This window comes from Amycolatopsis sp. NPDC006125, from assembly GCF_040614195.1.
GTDB lineage: Bacteria > Actinomycetota > Actinomycetes > Mycobacteriales > Pseudonocardiaceae > Amycolatopsis_E > Amycolatopsis_E tucumanensis.
Map to the genome: position 1 here is coordinate 63,371 of NZ_JBEXTZ010000023.1, position 20,568 is coordinate 83,938.

21 protein-coding genes and 1 pseudogene are annotated in these 20,568 nt (G+C 72.2%); 9 read left to right on the forward strand and 13 right to left on the reverse strand.

What is annotated here, in order from left to right; genetic code table 11:
* Positions 1–221 precede the first annotated feature (221 nt).
* On the reverse strand, positions 222–887 hold the full coding sequence (locus ABZ193_RS14450; protein WP_354710147.1) for a hypothetical protein: 666 nt from the start codon (positions 885–887) through the stop codon (positions 222–224).
* A gap of 201 nt (positions 888–1,088) precedes the next feature.
* Here ABZ193_RS14450 and efeU point away from each other — a divergent pair, with 201 nt between their 5' ends.
* Genes efeU through efeB form a run of 3 tightly spaced genes read left to right on the forward strand, consistent with a single transcriptional unit; the run spans position 1,089 to position 4,299 of the window.
* A complete protein-coding gene (gene efeU / locus ABZ193_RS14455; RefSeq protein WP_354710149.1) occupies positions 1,089–1,928 on the forward strand; it encodes an iron uptake transporter permease EfeU in 840 nt (279 codons plus the stop codon).
* Positions 1,925–3,055 (forward strand): iron uptake system protein EfeO, encoded by a 1,131-nt coding sequence (efeO, locus tag ABZ193_RS14460; RefSeq protein ID WP_354710150.1) that lies wholly within the window; start codon positions 1,925–1,927, stop codon positions 3,053–3,055. The genes efeU and efeO overlap by 4 nt, the downstream gene beginning before the upstream one ends.
* Complete coding sequence (gene efeB / locus ABZ193_RS14465) at positions 3,052–4,299, forward strand: iron uptake transporter deferrochelatase/peroxidase subunit (protein ID WP_354710151.1); 1,248 nt, start codon at positions 3,052–3,054, stop codon at positions 4,297–4,299. Before efeO ends, efeB begins: the two co-directional genes overlap by 4 nt.
* Here efeB and ABZ193_RS14470 read toward each other — a convergent pair.
* The 6 genes from ABZ193_RS14470 to ABZ193_RS14495 all read right to left on the reverse strand — a co-directional run bounded on the left by ABZ193_RS14470 (position 4,272) and on the right by ABZ193_RS14495 (position 11,324).
* Positions 4,272–5,228 (reverse strand): MazG family protein, encoded by a 957-nt coding sequence (locus tag ABZ193_RS14470; protein WP_354710153.1) that lies wholly within the window; start codon positions 5,226–5,228, stop codon positions 4,272–4,274. The genes efeB and ABZ193_RS14470 overlap by 28 nt on opposite strands.
* Positions 5,225–6,205, reverse strand: a complete 981-nt coding sequence (locus tag ABZ193_RS14475; protein WP_235716176.1) for a hypothetical protein — start codon at positions 6,203–6,205, stop codon at positions 5,225–5,227. Before ABZ193_RS14475 ends, ABZ193_RS14470 begins: the two co-directional genes overlap by 4 nt.
* A gap of 51 nt (positions 6,206–6,256) precedes the next feature.
* Positions 6,257–6,541: a GNAT family N-acetyltransferase gene (locus ABZ193_RS14480; RefSeq protein ID WP_020419404.1), complete on the reverse strand. Its 285-nt coding sequence runs from the start codon at positions 6,539–6,541 to the stop codon at positions 6,257–6,259.
* 8 nt (positions 6,542–6,549) lie between these two features.
* Positions 6,550–10,104, reverse strand: coding sequence for a transcription-repair coupling factor (mfd, locus tag ABZ193_RS14485; RefSeq protein ID WP_354710168.1), 3,555 nt, complete (start codon positions 10,102–10,104; stop codon positions 6,550–6,552).
* A gap of 70 nt (positions 10,105–10,174) precedes the next feature.
* Positions 10,175–11,104: an LLM class flavin-dependent oxidoreductase gene (locus ABZ193_RS14490; RefSeq protein ID WP_354710154.1), complete on the reverse strand. Its 930-nt coding sequence runs from the start codon at positions 11,102–11,104 to the stop codon at positions 10,175–10,177.
* A 52-nt stretch (positions 11,105–11,156) separates the two neighbouring features.
* Positions 11,157–11,324: a hypothetical protein gene (locus ABZ193_RS14495; RefSeq protein ID WP_020419407.1), complete on the reverse strand. Its 168-nt coding sequence runs from the start codon at positions 11,322–11,324 to the stop codon at positions 11,157–11,159.
* Between the two features lie 70 nt (positions 11,325–11,394).
* On the opposite strand from ABZ193_RS14495, the gene ABZ193_RS14500 reads away from it, so the two are divergent.
* On the forward strand, positions 11,395–12,159 hold the full coding sequence (locus ABZ193_RS14500) for a helix-turn-helix transcriptional regulator (protein WP_020419408.1): 765 nt from the start codon (positions 11,395–11,397) through the stop codon (positions 12,157–12,159).
* Here the strand turns inward: ABZ193_RS14500 and ABZ193_RS14505 are convergent.
* Positions 12,149–12,619 (reverse strand): VTT domain-containing protein, encoded by a 471-nt coding sequence (locus ABZ193_RS14505; protein ID WP_020419409.1) that lies wholly within the window; start codon positions 12,617–12,619, stop codon positions 12,149–12,151. The two genes, ABZ193_RS14500 and ABZ193_RS14505, sit on opposite strands and share 11 nt — an antisense overlap.
* The gene (locus tag ABZ193_RS14510) at positions 12,616–13,173 is read right to left on the reverse strand and encodes a methyltransferase domain-containing protein (protein WP_020419410.1); all 558 of its coding nucleotides are present in this window, start codon (positions 13,171–13,173) and stop codon (positions 12,616–12,618) included. The genes ABZ193_RS14505 and ABZ193_RS14510 overlap by 4 nt, the downstream gene beginning before the upstream one ends.
* 96 nt (positions 13,174–13,269) lie before the next feature.
* On the opposite strand from ABZ193_RS14510, the gene ABZ193_RS14515 reads away from it, so the two are divergent.
* Both ABZ193_RS14515 and ABZ193_RS14520 read left to right on the forward strand, forming a co-directional pair.
* Positions 13,270–13,821 (forward strand): GNAT family N-acetyltransferase, encoded by a 552-nt coding sequence (locus ABZ193_RS14515; protein ID WP_020419411.1) that lies wholly within the window; start codon positions 13,270–13,272, stop codon positions 13,819–13,821.
* Positions 13,822–13,825: 4 nt separating this feature from the next.
* Complete coding sequence (locus tag ABZ193_RS14520; RefSeq protein WP_020419412.1) at positions 13,826–15,019, forward strand: PQQ-dependent sugar dehydrogenase; 1,194 nt, start codon at positions 13,826–13,828, stop codon at positions 15,017–15,019.
* Here the strand turns inward: ABZ193_RS14520 and ABZ193_RS14525 are convergent.
* Positions 15,003–16,382: an amino acid permease gene (locus tag ABZ193_RS14525; RefSeq protein ID WP_020419413.1), complete on the reverse strand. Its 1,380-nt coding sequence runs from the start codon at positions 16,380–16,382 to the stop codon at positions 15,003–15,005. The two genes, ABZ193_RS14520 and ABZ193_RS14525, sit on opposite strands and share 17 nt — an antisense overlap.
* Before the next feature lie 101 nt (positions 16,383–16,483).
* Between ABZ193_RS14525 and ABZ193_RS14530 the strand changes: the two genes are divergently transcribed.
* Complete coding sequence (locus ABZ193_RS14530) at positions 16,484–17,050, forward strand: PadR family transcriptional regulator (RefSeq protein ID WP_354710157.1); 567 nt, start codon at positions 16,484–16,486, stop codon at positions 17,048–17,050.
* Between the two features lie 2 nt (positions 17,051–17,052).
* Positions 17,053–17,994, forward strand: a complete 942-nt coding sequence (locus ABZ193_RS14535; protein ID WP_354710159.1) for a hypothetical protein — start codon at positions 17,053–17,055, stop codon at positions 17,992–17,994.
* Here the strand turns inward: ABZ193_RS14535 and ABZ193_RS14540 are convergent.
* From ABZ193_RS14540 to ABZ193_RS14550, 3 genes and pseudogenes are all read right to left on the reverse strand, one after another.
* Positions 17,984–19,194 (reverse strand): annotated as a pseudogene (locus tag ABZ193_RS14540) (cytochrome P450). The gene ABZ193_RS14535 and the pseudogene ABZ193_RS14540 sit on opposite strands and share 11 nt — an antisense overlap.
* A gap of 80 nt (positions 19,195–19,274) precedes the next feature.
* On the reverse strand, positions 19,275–19,631 hold the full coding sequence (locus ABZ193_RS14545; protein WP_020419417.1) for a multidrug efflux SMR transporter: 357 nt from the start codon (positions 19,629–19,631) through the stop codon (positions 19,275–19,277).
* Positions 19,631–19,951, reverse strand: coding sequence for a multidrug efflux SMR transporter (locus tag ABZ193_RS14550; protein WP_020419418.1), 321 nt, complete (start codon positions 19,949–19,951; stop codon positions 19,631–19,633). The genes ABZ193_RS14545 and ABZ193_RS14550 overlap by 1 nt, the downstream gene beginning before the upstream one ends.
* 103 nt (positions 19,952–20,054) lie before the next feature.
* Here ABZ193_RS14550 and ABZ193_RS14555 point away from each other — a divergent pair, with 103 nt between their 5' ends.
* Positions 20,055–20,414, forward strand: coding sequence for a MerR family transcriptional regulator (locus ABZ193_RS14555; RefSeq protein ID WP_020419419.1), 360 nt, complete (start codon positions 20,055–20,057; stop codon positions 20,412–20,414).
* Positions 20,415–20,568 lie beyond the last annotated feature (154 nt).

A 20,568-nucleotide genomic window follows, 5' to 3' on the forward strand; every position in this document is an offset into this window, starting at 1 on the left:
CTCCGGGATGACCAAGGGCACGCCCCTCGCCTCGGGTGGGTGGTCGCTGGGTGGTCATCCCGTCGCCTTCCGGTTTGGGCGTATCACTTTGAGCCAGGCCCGCAAGGTTGCGTTGTCGGCTGCGCGCTGGCGGCCTGGGTTGCGGGCCTGGCTCAAAGCGATCGTTGCGGTGTCAGGCGACGGGATGACCACACAACTCGGGTTGTATTCACTGCGCGCCGCTAGCGCGGTGCTGCCTTGGCGAGTGTGGTGGCGGTGTCGAAGATCAGCCCCGCCTCGGGCGCCAGGGTGGGGCTGCCGGTGATCGCGGCCCACCAGCCCTGCGGGGTGGCCAGGTCGGCGCCCGTCGAGCACAGGGATCTCGCCACCGTCAGCGCCGCGTCGTCGACGTCCTTCGGGTCCGGCTGCTTTCCGTCGCCCGACGCGCGAGCCGACCACTGCTTCCAGATCTCCTCCGGCACCGGGAGCGGGCCGGTGCCGACCGCCTCCGCCTGGCCGATCGCGGCGAGCGTCGCCCACGACAAGTGGCATCCGGACCACTCCGCGCGCATCCACATCTCCGCCCGGCCGTAACCGGCCAGCAGGCGCGCCGGCAGCTTCGTCGCCGCGGCGACCTCGTTCGACCACGTGTCCAGCGCCCTCAGGTCCGACTCCCGCGGGCGGTCCTCCGGGGCGAGCCGGGCCGGGGGCGGCGCCGTCGCACCCACCGGCGGCTCCGACGTCCGCGCGGCCACCGCGGGCTGGACCGGCTGCGGGTCCCCGCCGGGCCGGGTCACGCCGATGGTCAGGATGAGCACCAGCCCGGTCCCGGCCACCGCGGCCCCGATGAGGACGCGGAGCGAAAACCGCCGGATCCGGGCGTCCCCCGGCTGAGTGGGTTCTGCCACCCGGACAGGTTATCCAGTCCCCTTGCCGGGCGGATCACACAACTTCGTTATCGACCCGTTCCCATGTGCCCTACCTGCGCAAACACTCTGCGCACAGTCGGATTTGCGAGGTTACTCCGTTCAGGCGAACAAGATCGGGATGGACATTCAGGTGAGCCTTACCTAAACCTATTCCGTCCGATGCGCCCAGGGAGGCCACCCGTGTTGTTCTCGAGCCTGCTCATCGGCCTCCGGGAAGGCCTGGAGGCCGCCCTCGTCGTGAGCATCCTCGTCGCCTTCCTCGTGAAGACCGGCAGGCGCTCGGCGCTGCGCTGGGTCTGGCCGGGCATCGCCGCGGCCGTGCTCCTCTCGGTCGGCGTCGGCGCGATCCTGACCTTCACCACCGCCCAGTTGTCGTTCGAGCAACAGGAACTGCTGGGCGGCAGCCTGTCGATCGTGGCCGTCGGGTTCGTCACCGCCATGATCTTCTGGATGCGCAAGGCGTCGAAGAGCATCGCCGCCGAGCTGCGCGGCAAGATGGACGAGGCACTCGCGATCGGACCGCTCGCGGTCCTGCTCCTGTCCTTCCTCGCCGTCGGACGGGAAGGGCTGGAGACCGCGGTCTTCTTCTACGCCGCCGTGCAGACCGCGCAGGGCGGCACCACCCAGCCGCTGATCGGGTTCGCCGTCGGCATCGCCATCGCCGTCGCGATCGCCTACGGCCTCTACCGCGGCGCCATCCGCTTCGACCTCGGCAGGTTCTTCACGATCACCGGCGTCCTGCTGGTGTTCGTCGCCGCCGGTGTCCTCGGCTACGGCCTGCACGACCTGCAGGAAGCCGGTTTCCTGCCCGGCCTGCACACCCTCGCCTTCGACGCGTCCACCGCCATCCCGGAGACCTCGTGGTACGGGGCGCTGCTCAAGGGCGTCTTCAACTACTCGCAGCAGACGACCGTGCTCCAGGCCATCGCCTGGATCGCCTACGTCGTGATCGTGCTGCCGCTGTTCCTGCGGCGGCCCGCAGACAGGACCACCCCCGCGGTGGCCGGTTCCAAGGAGTGACCTTGCGCAAGACCCCACTCGCCGCCGCGGGATTCGGCGCGCTGCTCGTGCTGTCCGCCTGCTCCGGCGGTGACCAGAGCACCGCGGCGGGCGGCCCGATCACCGTCGACGCCACCGACACCGCGTGCACCGTGTCGGCGACGACCGCGAACGCGGGCAACGTGACGTTCGAGGTGACCAACAAGGGCACCAAGGTCACCGAGTTCTACCTCTACGCCGAGGGCGACCGGATCATGGGCGAGGTCGAGAACATCGCACCCGGTCTGACCCGGAAGCTGACCGTCGAGGTGCCCGACGCCGGCGCGTACCAGACCGCGTGCAAACCGGGCATGACCGGCGACGGCATCCGCGGCGCGTTCACGGTCACCGGTGGCGCCACGCGCCAGGCCGACGCGAACACCAGGCTGGGCGACGCCACCAAGAGCTACGCCACCTATGTGGCCGGCCAGAGCGACGCGCTGCTGACCGAAACCCAGAAGTTCGCCGACGCCGTCAAGTCCGGCAACGTCGACGACGCCAAGGCCCGCTACGCGCCGACCCGCGTCTACTACGAGCGCATCGAGCCGGTCGCGGAGAAGTTCGGCGATCTCGACCCGGCGATCGACGTGCGCGAGGCCGACCTCGAAGAAGGCCAGCAGTTCACCGGCTTCCACCGGCTGGAGAAGGACCTGTGGGTCACCGGGCTGCAGGCCGACAGCGCGCAGGTCGCCGACAAGCTCGTCGCCGACGTGACCACGCTGGTGACGCAGGCCAAGGCCATCCAGCTCACGCCGCTCGACCTGGCCAACGGCGCCAAGGAGCTGATGGACGAGGTCGCCACCGGCAAGATCACCGGCGAGGAGGAGACCTTCTCGCACACCGACCTGTGGGACTTCCAGGCCAACCTGGACGGCTCCGAGGCCGCGATCCAGGCCCTGCGGCCGGTGCTGCAGGAACGCGACCCGGCGCTGGTGTCCGAAGTGGACGCCCAGTTCAAGAACGTGCAGACCCTGCTCGACGCGCAGCGCGCCGGCGACGGGTTCAAGTACTACACCGAACTGTCCCAGGACCAGATCCGCGAGTTCGCCTCGGCCGTGGACGCCCTGAGCGAGCCGCTGAGCAGGACGGCGGAGGTCGTCGCGCGATGACGCAGGTGTCCCGCCGCCGGCTGCTGGGGATCGCGGGCGCCGGCGTCGCTCTCGCCGGGGCCGGCGCGGCAGCAGGCGCCGGGATCGACCACGCGCTCTCCGCGCCGGAAGCGCAGGCCGCGCCGGAGGTCGTGCCGTTCCACGGCGAGCACCAGGCCGGGATCGTCACCCCGGCGCAGGAACACCTGCACTTCGCCGCGCTCGACGTGACCACGAAGGACCGCGCGAAGCTGGTTTCGTTGCTGCGCAAGTGGACCGACGCCGCACGCCGGATGACCGCCGGGCAGGAAGTGGTCCCGGGTGGCGCGGTCGGCGGCGCGGGCGCCGCGCCGCCGGACGACACCGGCGAGGCGCTCGACCTGCCCGCGGCCGCGCTGACGTTGACGATCGGGTTCGGGCCGTCCCTGTTCGACGACCGCTTCGGGCTCGCGGGCAAGCGGCCGGCCGCGCTGGCCGACCTGCCCGCGTTCCCCAAGGACAACCTGGACCCGGCCCGCAGCGGCGGTGACCTCTGCATCCAAGCGTGTGCGAACGACCCGCAGGTCGCGGTGCACGCCGTGCGCAACCTGGTGCGGATCGGGTTCGGCACCACCGAGGTGCGGTGGTCGCAGCTCGGATTCGGGCGCAGCGCCTCGACGTCGACGTCGCAGGTGACGCCGCGGAACCTCTTCGGTTTCAAGGACGGCACGAACAACCTCAAGGCCGAGGACCCGGCCGCGCTGGCGCAGCACGTGTGGGTCGCGCCGGGCGACGGCCCGGACTGGATGGCCGGCGGCAGCTACCTGGTCGCGCGGCGGATCCGGATGCACATCGAGACGTGGGACCGGACGTCGCTGGACGAGCAGGAGCGGATCGTCGGCCGCGCGAAGGGCACCGGCGCGCCGCTCGGGCAGACCGCCGAGTTCGACCCGGTGGACCTGCACGTCGGCGGCGCCAACGGCGAACCGCTGATCGCCACGGACGCCCACATCCGGCTGGCGTCGGCGGAAAACCTCAACGGCGCGCGGATCCTGCGCCGCGGCTACAACTTCGTCGACGGCTCCGACGGCGTCGGGCACCTCGAAGCGGGCCTGTTCTTCATCTGCTTCAACCGCGACCCGCGCACCCAGTTCGTGCCGATGCAGAAGGCGTTGTCGGCGAAGGACTCGATGATGGAGTACCTCGAACACACCGGCTCGGCGTTGTTCGCGGTTCCGCCCGGGGTGACCGGGACCGGCTACTGGGGCGAGTCGCTGTTCGCCTGAGGCCAGTGGGCGCGCCACGCGTCGGCGTCCATGGCCGCCGGGTCCAGGCCGGCCGCCCTGGCCGACTTCTCGGCCGCCCGCACGTCGGCCGCGAACCGCTTCGCCACCGCCCGCAGCTCGCCCTCCGGGTCGACCCCGGACCGCCGCGCGGAGGCGGCCAGCCGGAACAGCTGCTCGGCGGACGAGTCGCCACCGGGGAACAGGTCCGCGGGCAGGCCGGCGCGGCCGGTGCGCTGCCCCAGCTTCCCCGCCAGCGCGACCGCCGGCTGGCCGAGCGCCACACCGTCCACACTGGACTCGCGACGCTTCTCGGCCTGCTTCAGCTCCTCCCAGCGCACCTGCTGGTGCGCGGCGGTGTGCACGCGCTCGGCGTCGGTGAACACGTGCGGGTGCCGCCCGACCAGCTTGGCGACCAGCGCGGACGCCACCGCGTCCACGTCGAACGGATCCTCGGCGTCCTCGGCGGCCACGCGCGCGTGGAAGAGCACCTGGAGCAGCACGTCGCCCAGCTCCTCGCGCAGCGCGGCGCGGTCGCCCTCCTCGATCGCGTCCAGCAGCTCGTAGGTCTCCTCGACCAGGTACTGCTGCAGCGAGTCGTGGGTCTGCTCGGCGTCCCACGGGCAACCGCCCGGGGAGCGCAGCCGGTCCATCACCTTCGCGGCCTCGACCAGGCCCGCCCCGGACGGCTGGGTGATCACCCGCGAACCGGCCCGCACCAGAGCCTCCACCGCGGGATCCGCCGCGTCCGCGGCGAACAGCACCACCGGACCGGGCTCCGCGGCCAGGTCGTCCGGCGCGGGCTTCGCACCCAGCAGATCGGCCAGCTCACCGTCGATCCCGGACGCGTACACGGCGTGCGCGCCACGCAGGAACGGCACGGCGGCCGGCGGGATCCCGGCGTCCGGGTAGGGCAGGAGCACGACCGTCACGGCTGTGCGGCACCCTTCACCGGCACGACGGCGCCGGTGGTCTCGGCGCTGCTCGGGGCGAGGTTCATGGCCACAGGATCCCACACGCCGTAGCGCGGGTTGATGCGAACGCCGGCCTCCTCGACGTACGGCTGGAGCAGCCGCTGCCCGATGGCCGCGAGCTGCGCCGCCGACGGCTGCGCGACCTGCTCGCCCGAGGACGGCGCGTTCAGGTTCCGCTCCCGCACGATCGCGACGATCCACACCGCCTGCTCCTGGCTCGGCTGGAACGCGACCACCGTGCCCGGCGGCACCCCGAACAGGACCAGCGTGGCGAGGTCCGGGGCCTGCGCGGCGGGCACCGCCTCGCCGGTGCTCGTGCGCTCCCCCGCGGCCGCGTCCGCGCGGATGACCTCGGCGGCGGCCGTCGGGCTCTTCGCCATCTCCTCGGCCTTGGCGATCGCGCGCTCCCGCCGGTCCAGCGGCTGGTCGCCGCCGATGTCGGAGGACACCGACGTGTAGTCGAACGTGACCGACATGCGGTCGAGGTACTTCTGACCCAGCGCCTGCAGCAACAGGCTGTCGGTGATCACCTCGCGGTGGTCGCGCACCCGGTTGGCGATCTGCTGCGCCAGCTGCGACGGATCCGCGCCCGCGGTGTCGACCGGGTCGGCGAGCGGGTCGGCGGCGAGGAACTGGTCGAGCAGCCGCGGGTCGACAGCCAGCCCCTCCCGCTGGGCGGCGCGCGTGAGGACGTCGTGGACCACCAGCTGGCGCACGACCTCGCGGCCGAGCAGGTCCAGCTTGTGCTGCTGGGACAGCTGCTGCGCGGCCGGGTGCTCGCGCACGGCCTTGTCCAGCAGGTCCTGCACCTGGTCCACGGTGATCTCGCGGTCGCTGAAGATCACGGCGGAGCCCACCTGGCTCGGCCCGGACCCGCACCCGGCGAGCAGCAGGCAGGCGACGAGCGCGGCGAGCAGCGACCGGGAGCGACCCATGATCCGCATCACACCGCGTACCCTCTCATACCGGACCCGGACGAGCGAACTTCACTGCCCCTGCGGCCAGCGCACGTGCGCGTCGTGCTCGGGGTGCTTGCGCAGGTACGCCGCGATGAACGGGCACAGCGGCACGATCGTCTTGCCGCGCTCCACCGCGTCCTCGATGGCCGCCTTGGCGAGCTTCGAGCCGAGGCCCTGGCCGGAGAACGCGTCGTCGATCTCGGTGTGCGTGAAGATCACGTTGTCGCCGCGCTCGCGGTACTCGGCGAACCCGCCCAGCTTGTCCTCGACGAAGATCTCGTAGCGGCTCTTCTCTTCGTTCCGCGTGACCACGGCGTCTCCTAACCGACGGGGGCGGGCTTCTTGGTCAAGTTGATCAGGAGCTTGGTGCACCAGTCCAGCAAGGCTTCGTCACGCAGCGCGGGCGCGCCCATCCGCCCGCCCGCCGGGCCTTCGGTCGGCTTGGGCACCGTCACCATCCGCATCGCGGCCTTGTAGTTCGCCTTCGGGTACAGCCGCTTCAGCCGGACCATCTGCGAGTCCATCAGCTCCAGCGGCGCGAAGCGGATGTTGTTGCCCTGTGCGGAAACCTCGGTGACGCCCGCCGAGCGGCACACGTGCCGGAACCGCGCCACCGCGAGCAGCCGCTGCACCGGAGCGGGCGGCTGGCCGTAGCGGTCGATCAGCTCCTCCTCGACCGCGCGCAGCTCGTCGTCGTCCACCGCGGCCGCGATCTTGCGGTAGGCCTCCAGGCGCAGCCGCTCGCCGGGGACGTAGTCGTGCGGAATGTGCGCGTCCACCGGCAGGTCGACGCGGACCTCGCGCAGCTCCTCCTCCTCGGCGGGCGCCTCGCCGGCGCTGCGGCGGAACACGTCGACCGCCTCGCCGACCAGCCGCACGTACAGGTCGAACCCGACGCCCGCGATGTGCCCGGACTGCTCGGCGCCGAGGATGTTCCCGGCGCCGCGGATCTCCAGGTCCTTCATCGCGACCGCCATGCCCGCGCCCAGCTCGGTGTTCTGCGCGATCGTCGCGAGCCGGTCGTGCGCGGTCTCGGTGAGCGGGCTCTCCGGCGGGTACAGGAAGTACGCGTAGCCGCGCTCCCGCCCGCGCCCCACGCGGCCGCGCAGCTGGTGCAGCTGCGCCAGCCCGAGCAGGTCGCCGCGCTCGACGATCAGCGTGTTCGCGTTCGAGATGTCCAGGCCGGTCTCCACGATCGTGGTGCAGACCAGCACGTCGTACTCGCGCTCCCAGAAGCCCTGGATGATCTTTTCGAGCTTCTCCTCGTTCATCTGGCCGTGCGCGGTGACCACCCGCGCCTCGGGCACCAGCTCGCGGATCCGGCGCGCCGCCTTCTCGATCGAGGACACCCGGTTGTGCACGTAGAACACCTGGCCGTCACGCAGCAGCTCACGACGGATGGCGGCGGCGACCTGCTTGTCGTCGTACGCGCCGACGTAGGTCAGGATCGGGTGCCGGTCCTCCGGCGGGGTCAGGATCGTCGACATCTCGCGGATGCCGGCCAGCGACATCTCCAGCGTGCGCGGGATCGGCGTTGCCGACATGGTCAGCACGTCGACGTGCGTGCGCAGCGCCTTGATGTGCTCCTTGTGCTCGACGCCGAACCGCTGCTCCTCGTCGACGATGACCAGGCCCAGGTCCTTGTACCGGATGCCGGTCTGCAGCAGGCGGTGCGTGCCGATCACGATGTCGACCGTGCCGTCGGCGAGGCCGGCCAGCGTCGCCTCCGCCTCGATCTTGTCGGTGAACCGGGACAGTCCCTTGATGGTCACCGGGAACGACGCCATCCGGCCGGCGAACGTGTTCAGGTGCTGCTGGGCCAGCAGGGTGGTCGGCACCAGCACCGCGACCTGCTTGCCGTCCTGCACCGCCTTGAACGCCGCGCGCACGGCGATCTCGGTCTTGCCGTAGCCGACGTCACCGCAGATGACGCGGTCCATCGGCACACCGCGCTCCATGTCCGCCTTGACCTCGTCGATCGCGGCGAGCTGGTCGTTGGTCTCGGTGAACGGGAACGCGTCCTCCAGCTCCCGCTGCCACGGCGTGTCCTGGCCGAACGCGTGCCCCGGCGAGGCCTGGCGGGCCGCGTAGAGCTGCACCAGCTCGGCCGCGATCTCCTTGACCGCCTTGCGTGCCTTGGCCTTGGTGTTCTTCCAGTCCGAGCCGCCCAGCTTGTTCAGCGTGGGCAGCTCGCCGCCGACGTAGCGGGACACCTCGTCGAGCTGGTCGCTCGGCACGTACAGCCGGTCGCCGGGGTGGCCACGCTTGGACGAGGCGTACTCCAGCACCAGGTACTCGCGGGTGGCGCCGCCGACGGTGCGCTGCACCATCTCCACGAACCGGCCGATGCCGTGCTGGTCGTGCACCACGTAGTCGCCGGGCTTGAGGGCCAGCGGGTCGACCGCGTTGCGGCGGCGCGACGGCATCTTCGTGCCCAGGTCGCGCGTCGCCGAGCCGGCGGTGGCGCCGCGGCCGGTCAGGTCGGCCTCGGTGAGCACGACCAGCCGCAGCTCGGGCGCGACGAACCCCTCGGCGAGGCCACCGCAGGCGACCGTCACGATGCCCGGCGCGGGCTGGTCGAGGAGGCCGTCCGCCGCGTGCGTCGCGGAGATTCCGGCGGTGGACAGCTGCTCGACGGCGCGGGCGGCGGTGCCGTGCCCGGCCACCACGAGCACCGCGGTGCCGTCCGCGGCCAGATGCGCCCGCAGGTCGGTGACGGCGCGCTCCAGGTCGCCGCGGTAGGCGGGCGAGGCCTCCACGCCGATCCGGATGACGTCCGCGTCCTCGCTGGTCAGCTGCGACAGCGTCCACCACGCCCGGCCGGTCTCGCCGGCGTGTTTGGCGACCTCTTCCAGGTTGCGGTACGCCGACGCCCCCAGGTCGATCGGCGCCTGACCCCCGCCTGCGGCGGACATCCACGACGCTTCGAGGAACTCCTGGCCGGTGCGCACCAGGTCGGCCGCGCGGGCGCGGATCTTCTCCGGGTCGGCCAGCACGACGTGCGTGCCCTCCGGCATCGCGTCGGTGAGCAGCTCCAGCTCGCCCTCGCACAGCACCGGGATGAGGGCCTCCATGCCCTCGACCGGGATGCCGCCGGCCAGCTTGGTGAGCATCTCGGCCAGCTGCGCGTCGGCCTCGTACTGCTCGGCCAGCTCGCCGGCGCGGGCCTTCACGTCCGGCGTGAGCAGCAGCTCCCGGCACGGCGGGGCGTAGACGGAGGACAGCTCGCCGGGCAGCGACCGCTGGTCCGACACCGCGAACGCGCGCACCTCGCTGACCTCGTCGCCCCAGAACTCGACGCGGTACGGGTGGTCGGCCGTCGGCGGGAAGACGTCCAGGATGCCGCCGCGGACGGCGAACTCACCGCGCTTCTCGACCAAGTCCACGCGGGTGTAGGCCAGCTCGACCAGCCGCTCCAGCAGCGGCTCGAACTCCTCCTCCTCGCCGACGCGCAGCTCGACCGGCGCGAGGCTGCCCAGGCCCGGCGCCATCGGCTGGATCAGGCTGCGGACCGTGGCCACCACCACGCGCGGGGCGCGGTCGGTGTGCAGGCGGTGCAGCACGTCCAGGCGGCGGCCGACGGTGTCCGCGCGCGGCGAGAGGCGCTCGTGCGGCAGCGTCTCCCAGGACGGGAAGTCGGCCACCGCGTCGGCGCCGATCAGGCTCGCCAGCGCGGCCGTCAGCTCCTCGGCCTCGCGGCCGGTGGCGGTGACGGCCAGCACCGGGCGGCCCGCCCCGGCGTCGGACGCCAGCGCGGCGACCACCAGCTGGCGGGTGGCCGTGGCGCCGGAGAGCTCGAGCAGGGGCGCGCCGGCCCGCTCGATCACCGCGCGCAGGGCGGGATCGGGCAGGACGGCGGAGAGCAGGCCGGACAACTGCGGGTCGGACACGAAAACGATCTCCCTGGAGCACGCGGGCACACCCCTGCCCGGGCTGGCGGAGGGATCAGGGGCTCTCGTGTTCCAGGGTACGTCGCAGGGGCGACAAAATTTCGGCGAGTCCCGCGAGCTGGTGGTCGATGTCCCGCGGGTCGAGCGCCGCGATGCGCAGCAGGATGTGCCGGGCCCCGGCCTCGGCGAAGCGCCTGAGCTGGGCGATCACCTCGTCCGGGCCGCCGGTGATCATCACCTGGACCTTTCCCACCCAGTCGAGTGGCGCCTGGTAGGTGGCCTGGCAGTACTCCTCCAGCGCCGCCGTGCCCCCGCCGAGGTGGACGGTCGCGAAGAGGGCGGGCGTGACGTCGCGCCCCTGCTCGCGGATGGTGGCCAGGCCGCTCGCGTAGTCGGCCGGGTCGGGCGGGTACGGCAGCCAGCCGTCGTACAGCTTCCCGGCGCGGCGCAGCGCGGCCGGCGTGATGCCGCCGAGCCACACCGGCGGGCCGCCCGGCTGGGCGGGGCGCGGCACCTCGGGCAGCCAGTCGTAGTGCAGGACCTTGCCGTGGAAGGACTCCGGGTGGCCGGTCCACAGCTGCTTCCACAGCGTCACGGTGTCGTCGAGGTACGAGAAGCGGGTCTTGAAGTCCACGCCGACCAGGTCGAACTCGTGCTCGCTGCGGCCGGGGAACCCGGCGCCGACGCCGAGGATCAGCCGACCGCCGGAGACGAGGTCGAGCGAGGAGATCGTGAGGACGGCCTGCGCGGGGTGGCGGTAGGCGGGGATGAGGGTCGCGGTGCCGAGCCGCACGGTTTCGGTGGCCTGCGCGACGGCGGTGAGCAGGGTCAGCGGCTCGACCCGGGCGCGCGACAGCGAGTCGCCCGCCCAGACCGAGTCGAAGCCGAGGCGCTCGGCGCGCACGGCGATGTCCACGATGTCGGCGACCGTGCCGCCGGCCGCGAGCTGGGCCTGCCCGGCGGGCAGGAGAAGTCCGATCTGCATGCCCTCACGCTGTCGCCGGGGCGCGCTGGCGACAATTCCCGCCGGGGAATGATCAGGCGGGCCCGCCCGGCCCGATCTCGAACGCCTGCCGCACCGGCAGGTCGGGCTGCTCGGTCTCCACGACCTCCACCAGCTCGTCGGGCAGCACGCGCGGCGGCAGCTCGCCGAACCGCGCGAACCGGAGGAAGGCCAGCTCTTCGTCCGTGAACCGCTCGGGCACCAGACACCTCCAGTCGGTCATTCCCCGCGGGGAATGGCGGGCGACGCGCTCCCGGTAGTAAGCATGCGGGGTGACGACGGCTTTCGGAAGTGCCCTCAAGGACTGGCGCACCCGGCGGCGCCTGTCCCAGCTCGAACTCGCCCTCCGCGCGGGCACCACCCAGCGGCACGTCAGCTTCATGGAGAGCGGCCGGTCGGTGCCGGGGCGCGGCATGGTCGTGCGCGTGGCCGAGTCGCTGCAACTGCCGCTGCGCGAACGCAACGCGCTCCTGCTCAGCGCCGGGTACGCCCCGACCTACCCGGAGACCGACCTGTCCGATCCGGCGCTGCGCCCGGTGCTCGACGCGCTGGATCGGCTCCTCGACGGGCACGAGCCGTACCCGGCGATCGTGGTGGACCGGTTCGGCGACCTGGTCGCGACCAACAAGGCCGCCGACATCCTCACCGAGGGCGCCGCGCCGGAGCTGCTCGAACCGCCGGTCAACGTGCTGCGCCTGGCCCTGCACCCGCGCGGGATGGCGCCGCGCATCGGGAACTTCGACGACTGGGCCCGCCACGTGCTGGAGCGGCCCCGCCAGGAACACGCGAAGGCCCCGCACCCCCGGCACGCCGAACTGCTCGCCGAGCTGGAGGGCTACCTGCCCGGGCCGCCGAACCTGGACGCCGACCACCTCGGGTTCGCCGTGCCGCTGGTCCTGCGCACCTCCCGCGGCGAGATGCGGCTGCTCACCGCGATCACCACGTTCGCCACCGCGGTCGACGTGACGGTGTCGGAGCTGCGCCTGGAGACGTTCCTGCCCGCCGACGACGAGACCGCGCACATCCTCACCCGATGAGCGACCCGCCCGCCTTGCCCACCAGCAGCGCGGCCACCACCCACACCACCGCCGCGGCCATGCTCACCAGCAGGAACCGGGGGTACGGCACCGCCGCCGCGCCTGCCACCCGCGGCATCAGCGTCCGCGCCCCGGCGAGGAACCGCGCCGCGAACACCGCCACCACCCCGTACCGCGCGATGCGCGACTCGACCCGGCGCCAGCGGGCCGACGTGATCCGCCGGCCCAGCCTGCGCCCCTCCAGGTAGGCCAGCTGGTCGCCGAACACGGCCGCGGCCGCGACGACCGCCATCGCCAGCCACAGGTCGACGGTGCCCTGCCCGGCGAGGAAGCCGACGAGCAGCAGCGTCGACAGAGTGGGCAGCACGATCCCCGGCAGCAGCGCGGTTTCCGCGGCGATCACCGCCGCCGCGACCAGGTAGACCAGCGCGGGCGGGAGGGTGGCGATGGCGTCGATCACGGCGTCACGGCCGCTCGGTGCACGAAGGCGGGCGGCAGGTTGCCCCACACCACCCGGCTGCGGCCGACGAACCCGAACCGCCGGGCCAGCGCGGCCTCGAACCGCCTGGCGGCGGGCAGCCACGCGGCGTGCAGGTAGGCGAAGGTCGCGAACCGTCCGCCCGGCGCGAGGACCTCGCCGACCTGGTCGAGGACGCGCTCCTGCCGGGCGCGCGGGAACAGCGCCCACGGCAGCCCGGACACGACGACGTCGGCGGTGCGCACGTGCCGGGCCAGGTCCTCGGCCGATCCGGTGATCACCTCGACGCCCGCGTGCCGCCGCGCGAGCGCGCCGGCCAGCCGCGGGTTGACCTCGACGGCCGTCAGCCGCGCGCCGGGTCCCAGCCGGGCGAGCAGGGCTCCGGTGAACACCCCGGTGCCGGGCCCGAGTTCGACGACGTGCGCCGCGCGCTCCACGCCGATCCCCGCGACCATGGCCGCCGCCAGGCGCCGTGAGCTGGCCGCGATCGCGCCGGTGTGCGCGGGGGCCCGGAGGAATTCCCTGGTGATGGACATGTCTCCGACGCTAGGAACGCCACCGCCCGGCCACCTCGGCATCGCGGCCGCACGTTCTCCTCCTCCAGCAGGAGATCGCGGTGGGACGATCGGGACATGGAGATCACCACCTGGTACCTGGAGCAGACGGACCCGGCCGCGATCCGGCCGTCCGCCGCGCCGGACGAGCCGGTCGCCATCACCCGCGCCGAGGTGCCGAGCCCGGAGTTCAACCGCTTCCTCTACACCACCGTCGGCGGTGACTGGCAGTGGACGGACCGGCTCGGCTGGGACCGGCAGCGGTGGCTGGACCTGCTGGCGCAGCCCGGTTACGAGACCTGGGTGGCGTACCTGCGCGGCACCCCGGCCGGGTACGCCGAACTGGACGGCACCAAGCCGGGCGAGGTGGAACTGGCCTACTTCGGGCTGCTGCCCGCGTTCACCGGCCGCGGGATCGGCGGGCACCTGCTGACGGTGGCGCTGCGGCGGGCGTGGGACCTGCCGGAGCGCTGGCCGGGGGCGGAGCCGACCAGGCGCGTGTGGGTGCACACCTGCACGCTCGACGGGCAGCCCGCCGCGCTGGCCAACTACCAGCGGCGGGGCCTGACGATCTACCGCACCGAAACCCGCGATCAAGACCCGGACTTCACCGGACACCGGGCACAATGACCCCATGCGCCGCATCGGGGCCGTACTGCTCGCCGTCCTCGCCGTCACGGCTTGCTCGTCTTCGCCCGCACAGGACCTGCCGTCGACCCCGGCCACCGTCGCCGCGCCCACCACGGTCAGCGGGCAGAGCCTCGCGCTGAAGGTGGACGTCGTGACCGGCGGGCTGCAGCACGGCTGGGACGTCGGCTTCCTGCCCGGCGGTTCGATGCTCGTCACCCAGCGGCCGGGGCGGCTCGCGCTGGTGCGCGGCACCGCGGTCACCCAGGTCCAGGCCGACTTCTCCGACGTGTGGGCGCGTGGCGAGGGCGGTCTGATGGGGATGGTCGTGCACCCGGACTTCGCCACCAGCCGCCGGTTCACCACCTGCCAGACGCACCAGGAGGGCGGCCGCGCGGTCGACGTCCGTCTGGTGACCTGGACGCTGTCGGCGGACGAGCGCAGCGCGACCAAGGTGCGCGACCTGCTGACCGGGCTGCCGGTCAACCAGAGCGGCCGCCACTCCGGGTGCCGCCCGGAGATCGCCGCGGACGGGGCGCTGCTCGTCGGCACCGGCGACACCGCGCGGCCGGACGTGTCGCAGGACCGGCACAGCCTCGGCGGCAAGGTGCTGCGCATCGACCTGAACACCGGCGCGCCGCTGCCGGACAACCCGTTCATCTCCTCGGCCGACCCGAACGAGCAGCGGATCTACAGCTTCGGGCACCGCAACATCCAGGGCGTGGCGGTGCGCCCGGGCACCGGCCAGGTGTTCGTGGGCGAGCACGGGCCGACGTTCGACGACGAGATCAACCTGATCCGCGCCGGCGGCAACTACGGCTGGGACCCGTCGCAGGGCGGCACCGTCGACTCTTACGACGAGGACGTGCCGATGACGGACCTGCAGCGGTTCCCGGACGCCGTCCGGCCACTGTGGACCTCCGGGGACATCACCGAGGCGATCTGCGGCGCGGCTTTCGTGTCCGGGCCGCAGTGGGGCGCGCTGGACGGCAGGCTGGCCGTGGTCGCGCTCAAGGGCCAGAAGATGCTGATGTTCACGGTGGACCCGGCGGGTGCGGTCACCGAGGTCTACCTGCCCGCCGAGTTCGACGACACGTACGGCCGGCTGCGCGCGGTGCGCAGCGGCCCCGACGGCGCGTTGTACGTGACCACGTCGGACGGCAACGACGACAAGCTCCTGCGCATCACGCCCGCTGCTTGACGCGCGACGGCCGGTTGCTCAGCAGGTAGCCCGCCCCGATGACCACCGCCACGATCGGCGTGACGTAGAGGGCCACCCGGGTGTCCTCACCGAACCCGAGCAGCACCACGACCAGCGCGAGGAACGCCAGCGCCAGGTACCCGGTCCACGGCGCGCCCGGCATGCGGAACTCCGACGCGGGCAGCTCGCCGCGGTCGCTGCGGCGGCGGTAGACCAGCTGGCACACCACGATCACGCCCCACGTCCACAACACCCCGACCGTGGCGACGCTGGTGATGTAGGCGAACGCCTTCTCCGGCACGACCGCGTTGATCAGGATGCCGGCCGCCATGACGATCGCGGACGCGGTGATGCTCGCCGCGGGCACCTGCCGCTTCGACAGCTTGCCGAACGCGGCGGGCGCCGACCGGTGCACGGCGAGGGTGCGCAGCATCCGGCCGGTCGAGTAGATGCCCGAGTTGCACGAGGACAGTGCCGCGGTCAGCACGACGAACTGGATGATCCCCGCCGCGCCGTGGATGCCGACCGCGTCGAAGGCCCGCACGAACGGGCTCTCGCCGCCGTGGAACTCGGTCCACGGCACCAGCGACAGCAGCACCACCAGCGCGCCGACGTAGAACACCCCGATCCGGACCATCACGCTGTTGATCGCCTTCGGCAGCACGACCCGCGGGTTCTCCGCCTCGCCCGCGGTCAGCCCGATCAGCTCGACGCCGAGGTAGGCGAACATGACGCTCTGCAGCGCCAGCAGCGCGCTGCCCGCGCCGTGCGGCAGGAACCCGCCGTCGCTGACCAGGTGCGCGAACGTCGCGTGCTCACCGGCGGGCCCGATCCCGAACACGATGACCGCGAGCCCGAGCACGATCGCCCCGACGATCGTCACGACCTTGATCATCGAGAACCAGAACTCGAACTCGCCGAACACCTTGACCGAGATCAGGTTGGCCAGGAACAACAGCCCGAGCACGACCGCCGCGGTGACCCACTGCGGGATGTCCGGGAACCAGTACTGCACGTAGATCCCGGCGGCGGTGATCTCGGCCATCGCGGTGACCACCCACATCAGCCAGTAGACCCAGCCGGTGGCGAACCCGGCGAAGCGGCCGACGAACTCCTCGGCGTAGTCGACGAAGCTGCGGGACACCGGCCGGTACATCAGCAGCTCGCCGAGCGCGCGCATGATCAGGAAGATGACCACGCCCGCGACGGCGTATGAGGCGATCAGCGCGGGCCCGGACGTCTCGATCGCCGCACCCGCCCCGAGGAACAGGCCGGTTCCGATCGCGCCGCCGATCGCCATCATGCTGATCTGGCGGTTCTTCAGGCCCCTGGCGTAACCCTCGTCGGTTCCCTGGTCGCTCATACCCCTCCCGTCCACGGCTGGTCCAGACCCTAACGACGGGGTTCGGGCGCGGAAGCTTGGGTGGATTTGTAATGGTCGAAGTCTGATGGTAGTTTTCGACTATGCCACGTCGCGCACTGGAGAATCCGCTGGTCCTGGCGGTACTCGGCCTCCTACTGGAGTCGCCGATGCACCCGTACCAGGTGTTCACGGAGCTGCGTGCCCGCAGCGCGAGCGCCATCAACCGGGGCACGCTGTACGACGTTGTGGAGGCGATGGCCGCGGCGGAGTGGATCACGCCGCAGGGCACCGAACGCAGCGGCAACCGGCCGGAACGGACCGTCTACGCGCTCACCGACGCCGGCCGCGACGAGCTGGTGCGCAGGCTGGACAGCCGGATCCGCGAGCCGAAGCGGGAGTTCCCCGAGTTCCTCGGCGCGATCGCCTACGTCGGCGCGCTCGGGCCGGACGGCGCCGCGGCCGCGCTGACCGAGCGCGCGCAGCGGTTGTCCGAACGCGCCGACGCCGACCAGGAGCGGCTGGCCGCGGTGCTGGACAGCGGCGTGCCGCGTCTGCACGTCATCGAAGCCGAGTACGCGCTCCACCAGACCCGCGCGGAGATCGCGTGGGTGGAGAACCTCGTCGCCGAGATCCGCGGCGGCGCCCTGACCTGGCCCGGAAAGGACTGAGCATGCTCTTCGGCATCTACCCCGGCGGTGTCACCGGGACCGACTCCGGCGAACTGGCGGGCGGACCGCCCGACGACCCCGTGCGGATCCGGGAAGCGCTGACCGCGTTGCGCGGCGGAGGCCCGTTCCTCGTCCGCGCCTACCTCGGGTTCGACGACTCCACTTCGGACGGTCCACACGAGACGCTGACCCCGGCGGACGCGGCGCAGTACACCGGCGACGGCCGCGTGCTGGACCTCGTCGCGCAGTACCAGTCCGCGAGCGGCGATGTGGACGGTTACCGCGCGTTCGTGCGGCGGCTGGTCGAGCAGTACGGCGCGGTGACCGGCACGCTGCAGATCACCGAGGAGCCGAACGTGCCGGACAACCCGGTGCTCGACGGCTACTACCCGCGCGTGATCGACGCGATTGTCGCCGGGGTCGCCGCGGCCAAGGAGCGGGCGACCGAACTCGGGCACGATCTGCGGGTCGGCTTCAACACCACCCCGCTGTTCGGGCCGGGCGCGTCGTTCATCGCGGACCTCGCGAAGGCGGGCGGCGCCGAGTTCGTGCGCCAGGTGGACTACGTGGGCCTGGACTTCTTCCCGGACGTCTTCCAGCCGGTCGCGGCGGCGGAGCTGCCCGCGGCGGTGGCGGGCCTGCTGCGCCACCACCGCGAGAACGTCCTCGCGCCGGCCGGGTTCGGGGACGTCCCGCTGCACATCACCGAGCACGGCTGGCCGACCGGGCCAGGGCGCTCCGCCGAGCGGCAAGCCGAGGTGGTGGAGGCCGTCGTCCGCGCTGCCGCCGACGCGGGCGTGAGCTGCTACACCCATTTCGCGCTGCGGGACGCGGACAGCGCGAACCCCGGCCTGTTCCACCAGTTCGGCCTGCTGCGGGACGACTACACGGCCAAGCCCGCCTTCGACACCTACCGGAAGCTGATCGCCGAGTTCACCAGGTGACCGGCAGTTCGTGCACGCCGTAGATGTTCATGTCGGTCCGCAGCCGCACCTCGTCCGCCGGGACGGCGAGCCGGAGGTCCGGGAAGCGGCGCAACAGCCCGGCGAACCCGGCGCGCATCTCCAGCCGGGCCAGCTGCTGGCCGAGGCACTGGTGGACGCCGTGGCCGAAGGCCATGTGCCCGCGGGCGTTGCGGTGCACGTCCAGCTCGTCCGGTTCGTCGAAGCGGCGGGGGTCGCGGTTGGCGGACAGCAGCGAGACGACGACGGTCGCCCCCTTGGGGATCGTTTCGCCGCCGACTTCGAGGTCCTCGGTGGCGTAACGGTAGAAGACGTCGGCGACGGACAGGTACCGCAGGAGTTCCTCGACGGCGCCCTGCACCAGCTCCGGGTTCGCACGCAGATCGGCCATCTGCGCGGGTTCTCCAGGAGCGCGAAGGTGCCCAGGCCCAGCATGTTCGCCGTCGTCTCGTGCCCGGCGAGGAGCAGCAGGAAGGCGATGCCGGTCAGCTCCTCGATGCTGAGGTCGTCCTGCCGGGCCAGGTCGGACAGGATGTCCTCGCCGGGCTCGGCGCGCTTGCGGGTGACCAGCTCCGCCAGGTAGCCGGTGAGCGCGCCGACGACGGCGATCTTCTCCTCCAGCTCGATGTCCTTGACCATGAACCGCGCCGCGTTGTGCTGGAACGTCTCCCGGTCCTCGTACGGGACGCCGAGCAGCTCGCAGATCACCAGCGACGGCACCGGCAGCGCGAACTCCTTGACCAGGTCGACCGGCGGGGTGAGCCGCGCCATCTGGTCCAGGTGCCGCTCGGCGATGTCGTTGATGTGCTCTTCGAGCTGCTTCATGCGCTTGACGGTGAAGGCGCCGGTGAGCCTGCGCCGCAGCCGGGTGTGGTCCGGCGGGTCCATGGAGATGAACAGGCCGGGCATCTGCGGGGACGGCTCGGTCTGCTCCGGCATGCCCGGGGTCGGGTACGGCACGTGGATGATGTCGAGGTCCAGGCGGGAGCTGAACCGGGTGTCGGCCAGCACCTGCCGGACCTCGTCGTAGCCGGTGACCAGCCAGCCCTCGTGGCCGTCGGGGAAGACCAGCGGGCAGACCGGGCGGGACTCGCGCAGCCGGGTGAACCCGGTGGGCGGGTCGAAGGGGCCGGCGTCGCGGTCGGTGGGGAGTCCGTTCGGGATGGGAACCGTCTGAGTCACCGGGGATCCTTTCGTGGCGGTTGCTGGGACCCACCATCACGGCCGGCGCTGACACCCGGCTGACACGGCTCTGACACGCATCAGGCCCGAGGGCGGTCGGCGAGCTTGAGCCACACAACGCCGGCGATGATCACCGTGAGCCACAGCGCCTTGGCCGGCGTGAGGGTCTCGTCGAAGAACACCGGGCCGAGCAGGGCGGCTCCGGCGGCGCCGATGCCGGCCCAGACCGCGTAGCCGATGCCCACGTCGATGCTGCGCAGGGCGAGGCTCAGCGCGAAGAGCGTGAGCAGGAAGAAGACGACCGCGACGAGCGACCAGGAGAGCACGGTGAAGCCCTGGCTGCCGCCGACGGACAGGGCGTAGCCGACTTCGAAGGCGCCGGCGAGCAGGAGGACGGGCCAGGCGGCGGCGGGTGCGGTGGACGTGCGGCGCGCCATCACGCGGCTCCGCTCAGCTGGAGGCCGACGACGCCGGCGATGACGGCGGCGATGCCGAGCACCTTGCGCCAGTCGAGGCGCTGACCGAACAGGACGACGCCGAGGACGACGATCCCGACGCCGGCGACGGAGGTCCAGATCGCGTAGCCGACGCCCACGTCGAAGGTCAGCAGCGCCAGGCTGAGGAGGTAGGTGGCGATGCCGCCGCTGACCAGCGTGGCGGCGGTCCAGGCGGGCCGGGTGAAGCCCTGGGCCTTGCCTGCGGAGATGGCGACCGCGATCTCGAAGAGAACGGCGACGCCGAGGTAGAACCAGTGCACGGAGGTTCCTTTCACGGAGTTTGGCTGTGCACCGCACATCGTGAAACTTCACACCGGTGTCAATTGCAAGAATGGGGAGCGGCGGACGGTCTGGAGGAGGCTCATGCGCATCGGGGAGCTGGCGGAGGCCACCGGGGTCAGCACCCGGTCTTTGCGGTACTACGAGGAACAGGGGCTCATCCGGTCGTCACGCACGCCGGGCGGGTGGCGCGACTTCGACAGCTCGATGGTCGAGCGGGTGGTCCTGATCCAGCACCTGTTCGCGGCCGGCCTGTCCAGCGCCACGGTCAACGAACTGCTCCCCTGCCTGGAGGCCCCGCCCGAGGAGCGCAACGGCGTGCTGGAGGAGCTGCTCGCCGAGCAAGCCGAACGCCTGGAAGCCAAGCGACGCGACATCGAGCGCGAGCTGGACATCCTGCGGGCCCTGCGGAAGGAGACGGCCCTGCCCGGCCACGCCGCCTGATCAACAGCCCGGCCCGTCACACGCCGCCAAGGAGCGCAACGGCGCGGGAGAAGGTGCCCACCCACGCCACCCGATCAACAGCCCGTCACCTCACACGCCGCCAACCCCGCACCCGCCCGCGCACGTTCCACGTGATCACCCGAGGTCCAGGCCA